At 65.7% G+C, this 11,842-nt stretch carries 11 protein-coding genes; all 11 read left to right on the top strand.

The genetic code is table 11. From position 1 onward, the window contains the following. Positions 1-19 precede the first annotated feature (19 nt). The gene (gene biuH / locus AC07N6_RS14165) at positions 20-715 is read left to right on the top strand and encodes a biuret amidohydrolase (RefSeq protein WP_494782531.1); all 696 of its coding nucleotides are present in this window, start codon (positions 20-22) and stop codon (positions 713-715) included. Positions 716-724: 9 nt separating this feature from the next. Next, on the top strand, positions 725-2,293 hold the full coding sequence (locus tag AC07N6_RS14160) for an ABC transporter ATP-binding protein (RefSeq protein WP_494782530.1): 1,569 nt from the start codon (positions 725-727) through the stop codon (positions 2,291-2,293). After that, entirely contained in the window at positions 2,290-2,979 is a 690-nt protein-coding gene (locus AC07N6_RS14155) for a cysteine hydrolase family protein (RefSeq protein ID WP_494782529.1), read from the top strand. The genes AC07N6_RS14160 and AC07N6_RS14155 overlap by 4 nt, the downstream gene beginning before the upstream one ends. Further along, entirely contained in the window at positions 2,976-3,353 is a 378-nt protein-coding gene (gene hpxZ, locus AC07N6_RS14150; protein WP_494782528.1) for an oxalurate catabolism protein HpxZ, read from the top strand. Before AC07N6_RS14155 ends, hpxZ begins: the two co-directional genes overlap by 4 nt. 56 nt (positions 3,354-3,409) lie before the next feature. After that, entirely contained in the window at positions 3,410-4,114 is a 705-nt protein-coding gene (locus AC07N6_RS14145) for a GntR family transcriptional regulator (RefSeq protein WP_494782527.1), read from the top strand. A gap of 151 nt (positions 4,115-4,265) precedes the next feature. Next, the gene (locus tag AC07N6_RS14140) at positions 4,266-5,243 is read left to right on the top strand and encodes a bifunctional riboflavin kinase/FAD synthetase (protein WP_494782526.1); all 978 of its coding nucleotides are present in this window, start codon (positions 4,266-4,268) and stop codon (positions 5,241-5,243) included. Positions 5,244-5,376: 133 nt separating this feature from the next. After that, positions 5,377-8,271, top strand: a complete 2,895-nt coding sequence (gene ileS, locus AC07N6_RS14135) for an isoleucine--tRNA ligase (RefSeq protein ID WP_494782525.1) — start codon at positions 5,377-5,379, stop codon at positions 8,269-8,271. 74 nt (positions 8,272-8,345) lie between these two features. After that, positions 8,346-8,864, top strand: a complete 519-nt coding sequence (gene lspA, locus AC07N6_RS14130) for a signal peptidase II (protein WP_494782524.1) — start codon at positions 8,346-8,348, stop codon at positions 8,862-8,864. Between the two features lie 40 nt (positions 8,865-8,904). Beyond that, positions 8,905-10,101 carry a bifunctional phosphopantothenoylcysteine decarboxylase/phosphopantothenate--cysteine ligase CoaBC gene (gene coaBC / locus AC07N6_RS14125; RefSeq protein ID WP_494782523.1) on the top strand — a complete coding sequence of 399 codons (1,197 nt, stop codon included), beginning with the start codon at positions 8,905-8,907 and terminating at the stop codon, positions 10,099-10,101. Between the two features lie 66 nt (positions 10,102-10,167). Next, the gene (gene dut / locus AC07N6_RS14120; protein WP_494782522.1) at positions 10,168-10,617 is read left to right on the top strand and encodes a dUTP diphosphatase; all 450 of its coding nucleotides are present in this window, start codon (positions 10,168-10,170) and stop codon (positions 10,615-10,617) included. 11 nt (positions 10,618-10,628) lie between these two features. Continuing rightward, positions 10,629-11,726: a M48 family metalloprotease gene (locus tag AC07N6_RS14115; RefSeq protein WP_494782521.1), complete on the top strand. Its 1,098-nt coding sequence runs from the start codon at positions 10,629-10,631 to the stop codon at positions 11,724-11,726. Positions 11,727-11,842 lie beyond the last annotated feature (116 nt).

Raw genomic sequence — 11,842 nt, 5'->3', positions numbered from 1 at the left:
ATCCACGAAGGAGAAGCACATGCCCGAACTCTTCATCAAGGCCGAACCCTACGCCTGGCCCTACGACGGCGCGCTGGCGCCGGCCAACACCGCGCTGATCGTGATCGACATGCAGACCGACTTCTGCGGCATCGGCGGCTATGTGGACAAGATGGGCTACGACCTCTCGCTCACGCGCGCGCCCATCGAACCGATCAAGAAAGTGCTGGTCGCCATGCGCGCCAGCGGCTACACCATCATCCACACCCGTGAAGGCCACCGCCCCGACCTCTCCGACCTGCCGGCCAACAAGCGCTGGCGCTCGCGCCAGATCGGCGCCAACGGCATCGGCATCGGCGATGCCGGCCCCTGCGGCAAGATCCTGGTGCGCGGCGAGCCTGGCTGGGAAATCATCCCCGAGCTGGCGCCTCTGCCCGGCGAGATCATCATCGACAAACCCGGCAAGGGCTCGTTCTGCGCCACCGACCTGGAGCTGGTGCTGCACACGCGCGGCATCCGCAACATCGTGCTGACCGGCATCACCACCGACGTCTGCGTGCATACCACCATGCGCGAGGCCAACGACCGCGGCTTCGAATGCGTGATGCTGGCCGACTGCTGCGGCGCCACCGACCACGGCAACCACCTGGCCGCGCTGTCGATGATCAAGATGCAAGGCGGCGTGTTCGGCGCGGTATCGGACGCGGCCGCGCTGATCGACGCCATCGGCAAATAGGAGGCCGCCATGCACGCGCTTGAACTGGAGATCATCGGCGCCGGCAAGTCCTTTGGGAGTTTCCGCGCGCTGGACGAGGTATCGCTGAAGATACGCGCCGGCACCATCCACGCCTTGCTGGGCGAGAACGGCGCGGGGAAAAGCACGCTGGTCAAGGGCCTGGTGGGCTATAGCCCGCTCGACCAGGGCAGCATCCAGGCCGACCGCCGCGAGGTGGAAATCCGCGGCCCGCGCGTGCCCAACCAGCTCGGCATCGGCATGGTCTACCAGCACTTCACGCTGGCGCCCAGCTTGTCGGTGGCGGAGAACCTGCTGCTCGCGCGCGGCGACCTGCCCTGGCGCATCCGCTGGCCGCGCGAACGCGCGGTGCTGCGCGAATTCATGGCGGCGATGCCGTTCCGGCTGGAGCCGGATCGCCCGGTCAGCGGACTGTCTGCCGGCGAAAAGCAGAAGCTGGAAATCCTGAAGCAGCTCTACCTGCGCCGGCGCCTGCTGATCCTCGACGAACCGACCTCGGTGCTCACCCCGCAGGAGGCCGATGAAGTGCTCGGCCTGATGCATGCATTGACGCGCAGGCAGGAACTGACGGTGCTGATGATCACCCACAAATTTCATGAAGTGACAGCCTACGCCGATGACGTCACCGTACTGCGCAAAGGCCAGTTGGTGGGCAGCGCGAAGGTGGCCGACACCAGCCCGGCCGAGCTGGCGCACTGGATGATGGGCCAGGCGCGCGAAGAGAAGGCTGCCGCGCAGCGCGCGCCAGTGCCGGCCGACGCGCCGGCCGGCCTGGCAGTCGCCGGCTTGACCGTCAACAACGACCGCGGCGTGGCGGCCGTGCGCGATTTGTCGCTGCAAGTGAAGCGCGGCGAGATCGTCGGCCTGGCCGGCATCTCCGGCAATGGCCAGAAAGAGCTGGTGGAAGCCCTGCTCGGCCAGCGCCGGCGCCTGGAGGGCAGCGTGCAAGTGGACGGCGCGGACTATCGCGCCAGCCGCGAGGAAATGCGCCGGCTGCGCGTGTTCGCCCTGCCCGAGGAGCCGCTGCGCAACGCCTGCATCCCGGGCATGAGCGTGGCCGAGAACATGGCGTTGCGCAACTTCGACGTCGCACCTTGCAAGCGCGGCGGCTGGCGCGTCGACCGCGGCGCCATGCGACGCCAGGCGCAAAGCCTGATCGCCGCCTTCAACGTCAAGCCGCCGCTGCCCGAGCGCGCCATCGGCACGCTCTCCGGCGGCAACGTGCAGCGCGCGGTGCTGGCGCGCGAGCTGGGCGATGCCAATCATCACGCCGCGGCGAACGTGCTGATCGTGGCCAACCCGGTATTCGGACTCGACTTCGCCTCGGTGGCAGACATCCATGTACGGCTGCTGCAGGCGCGCGCGCGCGGCGCGGCCGTGCTGCTGGTGAGCGAAGACCTGGATGAGCTGCTGGAACTGTCCGACCGCATCCTGGTGATGACCGGGGGCCGCATCGTGCATGCCGCCGAAGAAGTCGCCACGCGGGGCGCCGACCGCGCCGGGCTGGGCCGCTGGATGGCCGGCCACCACGGCCAAGCACAACAACAGGAGGCAGCATGAACAGCGTCGCCGCGCATCCCTATCCCTATCGTTTCGATCCGGGCAGCACCGCGCTGCTAGTGATCGACATGCAACGCGACTTCGTCGAGGAAGGCGGTTTCGGCAGCGCGCTCGGCAACGATGTCGGTGCGCTGGCCGCGATCGTCCCCACGGTGGCGGCGCTGCTGGCCACCGCGCGCGGCGCCGGCATGCTGGTGGTCCACACGCGCGAGTCGCACCTGCCGGATCTCTCCGACTGCCCGCCGGCCAAGCGCTTGCGCGGCAATCCGACGCTGGGCATCGGCGACATCGGCCCGATGGGCCGCATCCTGGTGCGCGGCGAACCGGGCAACCAGATCCTGCCGCTGCTGGCGCCCGTGCATGGCGAAATCGTCATCGACAAGCCCGGCAAGGGCGCTTTCTACGCCACCGACCTGCACGCGCAATTGCAGGCGCGCGGCATTACGCACCTGCTGCTGGCCGGCGTGACCACCGAAGTCTGCGTGCAGACCTCGATGCGCGAAGCCAACGACCGCGGTTACGAATGCCTGATCGTGGAAGACGCCTGCGCCAGTTATTTCCCGGTATTCCACCAGGCCACGCTGGCCATGCTGACGGCCCAGGGCGGCATCGTCGGCTGGCAGGCATCGCTGGCAGAAGTACGGCGGGCATTGCCGCCGCAGTTGGGCACAGGAGAAGCCGCATGATGCAAGTGAACCTGCCGCAGGTGGTGGCCGAGATCGAACGGGCCTTCGCCGACTACGAGTACGCGCTGCTCGCCAATGACATCCCCGCGCTGGACCGCTGGTTCTGGTACGACCCGCAGACGGTGCGCTACGGCGTGGCCGAGGTGCTGCTGGGCGGCGAGGCGATCCGCCAGTACCGCAAGACCTGTACGCCGGTGCCGGCCTCGCGCAAGCTGCAGCGCACCGTTGTCACGACCTTCGGCACCGACTATGCTACGGTGTCGACCGAGTTCACCGACCACACTTCCGATAAAACCGGCCGCCAGATGCAAACCTGGGTGCGCATGGATGAAGGCTGGCGCATCGTCGCCGCCCATGTCAGCCGGATGGCTTGACCCGAACGCTCCATGCATCCCATGCGCCGACCCACCGATATCGATCCACGCCAGCCATGACCGTCAACGTCGCCAACCCACTCGCCGAACAGGTCTACAACCGGCTCAAGGACGACATCTTCAATTTCCGCCTGCTGCCGGGCGACAATTTCACCGAGACCGAGATGGCGCAGCGCCAGGGCGTCTCGCGCACACCGCTGCGCGATGCGCTGTTCCGGCTGCAGCGGGAAGGTTACCTGGAGGTGGGTTTCCGCCGCGGCTGGAAGGTCCGTCCGATCGACTTCGGCCGGCTGGACAACCTCTACGACCTGCGCATCGTGCTGGAGATGGCGGCACTGGACAAGCTGTGCCAGCAGCATGCGCCAGCGGCCGGCCTGCAACAGCTCAATGCCGTCTGGCTGGTCGCGCCGGAAGCGCGCGAGAGCGATGCCGTCAAGGTGGCCGAGCTCGATGAAGCCTTCCATACCAACCTGGTGGCGGCGGCCGGCAACGAGGAGATGACCCGGGTGCATACCGAAGTCACCGAGAAGATCCGCATCGTGCGCCGGCTGGACTTCCTCAAGAAGAAGCGCATCGAGGCGACCTACGAGGAACACGCCAAGATCCTGCAACTGGTGGCCAAGCGCCGCTCCACCGAGGCGCAGATCCTGCTGCGCGCCCATATCACCCAGAGCAAGCTGGAAGTGCGCAAGATCACCATCTGGATGCTGGCCGAGGCGCGCCAGGAGCAGGAACCGGAACCGCTGCAGGCGCAGCGCTGAGCAGCGCAACATTGTAATAACAACATCTTTCCGGCAAGAAATCCCCATGCCTGGCGCTTGAATGCGTCCATCCCGCCACCAAATCAGGGAAAGCCTCCGAAAACATTTATAATGGAAGGCTTTTGTAATACAGCCACTTTCCCGTGCTTGAATGAAGGTATTTCGCGGACTTCCCAACGCCGAATCGCGCGCGCCCTGCGCGCTGACCATCGGCAACTTCGACGGCGTGCATCTCGGCCACCAGGCGCTGCTGGCGCGCGTGCGCGAGGCCGCGGGCCGCCTGGGGCTGGACGCCGCGGTGATGACCTTCGAACCGCATCCGCGCGAATTCTTCGCGCAACTGGCGGGCAAGCCGGAAAACGCGCCGGCGCGTATCGCCAACCTGCGCGACAAGCTGCAGTCGCTGGCAGACTCCGGCATCGACCGGGTGATCGTCGAACATTTCGGCAGCCATTTCGCCGCGCTCTCGCCGCAAGATTTCATCGAAAAGATCCTGGTGCAAGGCCTGCACGTGCGCTGGCTGATGGTCGGCGACGACTTCTGCTTCGGCGCGCGGCGCGCCGGCAACCTGGATACCCTGATCGAAGCGGGCAAGAAATACGGCTTTGAAGTGCACTCCATGCCGACCGTGACCAATGCCGGCGTGCGCATTTCTTCTTCGGCCGTGCGCGCGGCGCTGGCCGCGGGCGATTTTGGACTGGCGCGCCAGTTGCTGGGCCATCCCTACGCGATCAGCGGCCATGTGGTGCACGGCAAGAAACTGGGCCGCACCATCGGTTTCCCGACGCTGAACATGCGCGTGGGCCACAAGCATCCGGCGCTGTCGGGCATCTTCGTGGTGCAGGTGCACGGCATCGGCGACCATCCGCTGCCGGCGGTGGCCAGCCTGGGCGTGCGCCCGACGGTGGACGACAGCGGCCGCGTGCTGCTGGAAACCCACTTGCTGGACTTCCAGGGCGATTGCTACGGCAAGCTCTTGCGCGTGGATTTCCTGAAGAAACTGCGCGACGAAGAGAAGTACATCGACCTGCCCACGCTGACCGCGGCCATCGCGCGCGATGCTGAACAGGCGCGCGCCTATTTCCGGGAAAACGCCGGCTTCGCCATTTCGGCGACCGACCGAATTTGACGCTGGCAGCCGGCCGGTCTTGACGCCAGCCGCCGTCCAGCTCTCCGTTCCAGTTCTCCGTAGTTCCCCGTATTTGCGCCGCGCCCCGTGCGGCGCCACCTGAATCAACCAGCATCCATCAGAGAAATTTGTCATGTCGAACAACGAATCGCCGGCCAAGCCGGGCAAGCAGGAAAAACCGGGCAAGGCGTCCTCCAGGTACCCGGTCAACATGACCGAGACCGCGTTCCCGATGCGCGGCGACCTGGCCAAGCGCGAGCCGCAATGGGTCAAGCAATGGCAGGAAAAGAAAATCTACGAGCGCATCCGCAAGGCTTCCGCCGGCCGCCCCAAGTTCATCCTGCATGACGGCCCGCCGTACGCCAACGGCGAGATCCACCTGGGCCACGCAGTCAACAAGATCTTGAAGGACATGATCGTCAAGGCCCGCAACATGGCCGGCTTCGACGCGCCATACGTGCCGGGCTGGGATTGCCACGGCATGCCCATCGAGATCCAGATCGAGAAGAAGTACGGCAAGAACCTGCCGGTGGCCGAAGTGCAAGCCAAGGCGCGCGCCTACGCCAACGAGCAGATCGAACTGCAAAAGAAGGACTTCATCCGCCTCGGCCTGCTGGGCGAATGGGACAATCCGTACAAGACCATGAACTTCTCCAATGAGGCCGACGAGCTGCGCGCGCTCGGCACCATCCTGGAGAAGGGTTACGTCTACCGCGGCCTCAAGCCGGTGAACTGGTGCTTCGACTGCGGTTCGGCGCTGGCCGAGGCGGAAGTGGAATACCAGGACAAGCGCGATCCGGCCATCGACGTCGGCTTCCCGTTCGCCGAACACGACAAGATCGCCAAGGCCTTCGGCCTTGCCAAACTGCCGGCGGATAAAGGCTACATCGTCATCTGGACCACCACGCCCTGGACCATCCCGTCCAACCAGGCGCTCAACGTGCATCCGGAATTCGACTACGCGCTGGTGCAGACCGAGCGCAACGGCGAACCGCTGCTGCTGATTCTGGCCCATGACCTGGTCGAGGCTTGCCTGCAACGCTACGGCCTGCAAGGCAAGGTCATCGCCACCGCCAGGGGCGAAGCGCTGTCGCTGATCGCGTTCCGCCATCCGCTGGCGGCGGCCGACCAAGACTACGACCGCCTGTCGCCGGTCTACCTGGGCGACTACGTGACTGCCGACAGCGGCACCGGCATCGTCCACTCGGCGCCGGCCTACGGCATCGAAGACTTCATCTCGTGCAAGGCGCACGGCATGAAGGATGACGACTTCATCAACCCGGTCATGGGCGATGGCCGCTATGCCTCGACATTGCCGCTGTTCGCCGGCCTGACCATCTGGGAAGCCTCCAAGCCGATCTGCGCCAAGCTGGAAGAAACCGGCGCGCTGTTCAAGCTGGTGATGTTCGACCATAGCTACATGCACTGCTGGCGCCACAAGACGCCGATCATCTATCGCGCCACCTCGCAATGGTTCGCCAGCATGGACAACGCGCCCAGGGACGGCGGCAAGAACCTGCGCGAAACCGCGCTGCAAAGCGTCGAGGACACCGCCTTCTTCCCGGCCTGGGGCAAGGCGCGCCTGCACGGCATGATCGCCAACCGTCCGGACTGGACGCTGTCGCGCCAACGCCAATGGGGCGTGCCGATGGCCTTCTTCGTGCACAAGGAAACCGGCGAACTGCACCCGCGCACGCCCGAGCTGATCGAGCAGGTGGCGCAGCGCATCGAACAAGGCGGCATCGAAGCCTGGCAGGCGCTGGATCCGAAGGAATTGCTGGGCGACGAGGCCGACCAGTACCTCAAGAACAAGGACACGCTGGATGTCTGGTTCGACTCCGGCTCGACCCACCAGACCGTGCTGCGCGGCTCCCACAAGCAGGAGCTGCAATTCCCGGCCGACCTCTACCTGGAAGGTTCGGACCAGCACCGCGGCTGGTTCCACTCGTCGCTGCTGACCTCCGCCATGCTCAACGGCCGCGCGCCCTACAAGGCCTTGCTCACGCACGGTTTCGTAGTGGACGGCGAAGGCCGCAAGATGTCCAAGTCGCTCAAGAACGGGGTGGAGCCGCAAAAGGTGGCCGACTCGCTGGGCGCGGAAATCCTGCGCCTGTGGGTGGCGTCGAGCGATTACTCCGGCGAGATCTCGATCTCCGATGAAATCTTGAAGCGCGTCACCGAATCCTACCGCCGCATCCGCAACACGCTGCGCTTCCTGCTGGCCAACACCTCGGACTTCGATCCGGTCCGGCACGCCGTGCCGATGGCCGAACTGCTGGAAATCGACCGCTACGCGATCGCCAACATGGCGCGCCTGCAGGCCGAGGTGCTGACGCACTTCGACGCCTACGAATTCCACCCGGTGGTGGCCAAGCTGCAGATGTATTGCTCGGAAGACCTGGGCGGCTTCTACCTCGACATCCTCAAGGACCGCCTGTACACCAGCGGCGTCGAATCGGCCGCGCGCCGCTCCGCGCAGACCGCGATCTGGCACATCACCCAGGCGCTGCTGCGCCTGATGGCGCCGATCCTGTCGTTCACCGCGGAAGAGGCATGGAGCTTCTTCGCCGACAGGGAAGCCTTCGAGCAAAGCGGCGAAACCATCTTCTCGCAGACTTACTATGCCCTGCCCGAGATGGCGGATGCCGACGCGCTGCTGGCCAAGTTCGCGGTGCTGCATGAAGTGCGCGCGACGGTGACCAAGCAACTGGAAGAAGTGCGCATCGCCGGCAACATCGGTTCCTCGCTGCAGGCCGAAGTCGAAGTCAAGGCCGCCGGCGACAAGGCGGCGGTGCTGGAAAGCCTGGGCGACGACCTGAAATTCGTGCTGATCACTTCCGCGGCCCGCGTGACCCAGGTCGCATCCGTGGAAGAAGAAGCCGTGGTCGTCACGCCTTCGACCCACCAGAAATGCGAACGCTGCTGGCACTATCGCGCCGATGTCGGGTCTCATGCCGAGCATCCCGGCCTGTGCGGCCGCTGCTTCGCCAACCTGTTCGGCCAGGGCGAGCAACGCCGCTTCGCCTGACCTGACCGATGCAAGCCGTCCTGCGCCTGGCTCCCCGGCGCAGGACGGCGTCCCAGCCTTCAACCAGAACTCTCATGGCAACCAAAAAGCGCTCCTCCTCTTCCTCCGGCCCCTCCGCCTCGCTGTCGGGCCTCTTGCCGTGGATCGGCATCGCCGCCATCGTCCTGCTGCTGGACCAGCTCACCAAGATCACCGTCCTCAAGCTGTTCCACTATGGCGAATCGCTGCCGGTGACCGGTTTCTTCAATCTCGTGCTGGTCTACAACAAGGGCGCGGCCTTCAGCTTCCTGGCTGCCAGCGGCGGCTGGCAGCGTTACCTGTTTACCGCCATCGGCATCGTCGCCGCGATCTTCATCGTCCACCTGCTGCGCAAGCACCCCGGGCAGCGCATGTTCTGCTGGGCGCTGGCGCTGATCCTGGGCGGCGCCATCGGCAACGTGATCGACCGCGTCGCCTACGGCCATGTGATCGACTTCCTCGACGTCTATGTCGGCAACTGGCACTGGCCGGCCTTCAACCTGGCCGATAGTGCGATTTGCGTAGGTGCGGTATTGTTCGTCGTGGACGAACTGCGCCGGGTTTCCAAAAAGTAAAGAACCCGCCGTTCGCCTCATCAGGGACAAGGGACAAGACATGGATCTCGCTGGCAAGAAAATCGTACTCGGCCTGACCGGCGGCGTGGCCTGCTACAAGGCCGCCATGCTGGCGCGCGAACTGGGCCGCGCCGGCGCCGCCGTGCAGGTGGTGATGACGGCCGCGGCCACGCAGTTCATCACCACGGTCACCATGCAGGCGCTGACCGGCAACACGGTCTATACCGACCAGTGGGATGCGCGCATCGCCAACAACATGCCGCACATCGACCTCACGCGCGATGCCGACGCCATCGTGATCGTGCCCTGCTCCACCGATTTCATGTCCAAGCTGGCGCATGGCGCCTGCGACGACCTGCTCTCCACGCTGTGCATCGCGCGTCCGGCGCGCGTGCCGCTGATGGTGGCGCCGGCCATGAATGTGGAGATGTGGCAGAACCCGGCCACCCAGCGCAACGTGCGCCAGTTGCGCGAAGACGGCATCCTGCTGCTGGGCCCCGACGCCGGCGCGCAAGCCTGCGGCGAAATGGGCGAAGGCCGCATGCTGGAGCCGGCCCAATTGCTGGAAGACATCATTGCCGCATTCCAGCCCAAGTTGCTGGCGGGGCGCCGGGTGCTGCTCACCGCCGGGCCGACCTTCGAGCCGATCGACCCGGTGCGCGGCATCACCAACCTCTCGTCCGGCAAGATGGGCTACGCGCTGGCGCGCGCGGCGCGCGAAGCCGGCGCCGAGGTCACGCTGGTGTCCGGCCCGACCGCGCTGCAGCCACCTCACGGGGTACAGCGCATCGACGTGCAGACCGCGCAGCAGATGCATGATGCGGTGATGGCCAACGTCGCCGGGCAAGACCTGTTCGTCGCGGTGGCGGCGGTGGCCGACTGGCGCGTGGCCAACGCCAGCGCGCAAAAGCTGAAGAAGAATGCCGACGGCGGCGCGCCGCAATTGCAGTTCGCACAAAATCCCGACATCCTGGCCGAGGTCGCGGCCCTGCCCAAGCGCCCCTATTGCGTGGGCTTTGCCGCCGAGTCGGAGAACCTCGAACAATACGGCGCCGCCAAGCGGGCGAAGAAGAACATCCCGCTGCTGGTGGGCAACCTCGGCCCCCAGACCTTCGGCCGTGACGACAATGCCCTGATGCTGTTCGACGAACAGGGCCACGCCAGCCTGCCGCCGGCCGACAAGCTGACGCTGGCGCGCCAGCTGGTGCGCGAAATCGCGCGCCGCATGGCCACCTGAAATCCCGCGGCCCGCGTCCTTCGCGGGCCATGTTTTTTTACCCTATTGAAGCAGATCTCCGCCTCCATGAAGACCATCGACATCAAGATCCTCGACCCGCGCATGCAAGACCAGTTGCCCGCCTACGCTACGCCCGGCAGCGCCGGCCTGGATCTGCGCGCCTGCATCGACGCGCCGCTGACGCTCGCCCCCGGCAGCACCCACCTGATCCCCACCGGCCTGGCGATCCACCTGGCCGATCCCAACTATGCGGCCGTGATCCTGCCGCGCAGCGGGATGGGCCACAAGCACGGCATCGTGCTCGGCAACCTGGTGGGGCTGATCGATTCCGACTATCAGGGCCAGTTGATGGTCTCGACATGGAACCGGGGGGCGACCGAATTTGTCCTAAACCCCATGGAACGCCTGGCCCAGCTGGTGATCGTCCCGGTACTGCAGGTCGGCTTCAATGTGGTGGAAGAATTCGACAGCAGCGCGCGCGGCGCCGGCGGTTTCGGCAGCACAGGCAAACACTGATGGAGAACCGAATGTCCGTACCCTACCTGCCCGCGTGGCGGAAGATCAGAAGTCTCGCCGTACTGGCGCCGCTGGCCGTATTGGCGGCCTGCGCCACGCAGGAAACCGGCGTCTCCGTTGCGCCCGCCGCCAGCAGCGGCAGCCCTGCCGCGGTCGTGACGCCAGCGCCCAAGCCGGCGGAAACCCCTCAGCAAAAGGAACTGCGCGATCTGATCGCGCAACAGGATCGCCTGTACCGTGTGGCGGCGCCGCTGTTGACCAGCAATGCGCAACTGTGCCGCGGCAATGCGCGCAACCTGCTTGGCTTCACCGCCAAGAACAAGTACTCGTTCCCCATCGAATATGCCGATACCGCGCGCAGCCTGGGCTATGACGATCGCCTGCAGGTGACCGGCGTGCTGCCCGGCAGCGGCGCCGAGCAAGCCGGCATCCAGCGTGGCGACCTGCTGGTCATGTTGGCCGGCAAGCCGATGCCGCAAGGCACCGACGCCGAGCGCCAGGCCGCCGTGCTGCTCTCCCCGCTGGTGGTGAAGAAAGCGCCGATCAGCCTGGGCGTGCTGCGCAACGGCCAGCAACGCAACATCAATGTCCCGCTGACGTTCGCCTGCGCCTTCAGCATCGAGCTGGGCAACGCCGACAACGTCAATACCTATGCCGACGGCCGCCGCGTGCTGATCACCCGCGGCATGCTCAAATTCACCCAGACCGACGAGGAACTGGCCTACCTGATCGCCAAGGACATGGCCCACAATATCCTCGGCCACGCGATCCGCCAGCGCATGGTGTCGACCATTGCCGAAGTCATCGACAACCTGCTGCTGCCGCATCCGGATCCGACCACCACCGCCGGCACCGCAGGCATCCGCGTCTATCCCCAGGATCTCGACGCGGCCGCCGATACGCTCTCGCTCTACCTGCTGGCGCGCGCCGGCTACAGCATCGACAACGTGCCGGCCTTCTGGAAGCGCCTGTCGGACCAATATCCGGCCAGCGTGACCAATGGCTATACGGCCCTGCACCCATCGACGGCGTATCGCCTCTCGATGATCGACAAGGTGACGCAGATCGTGAAGGCCAAACAGCAGTCGGACAAGCCGCTGGTGCCCTGAACGGCGAACTAATCAAGCAAGAAACGGCGCGCAAGGATGACCCTTGCGCGCCGTTCTTGTTTCCAGCCTGCGCCAACCCAGGCGTCATCGTTGCCACGGCAAGCGCGCATGAAAAA

The sequence above is a fragment of the Herbaspirillum sp. GW821-FHT09A12 genome (assembly GCF_059418325.1).
This window is presented reverse-complemented; position numbering and strand designations above follow the sequence as displayed.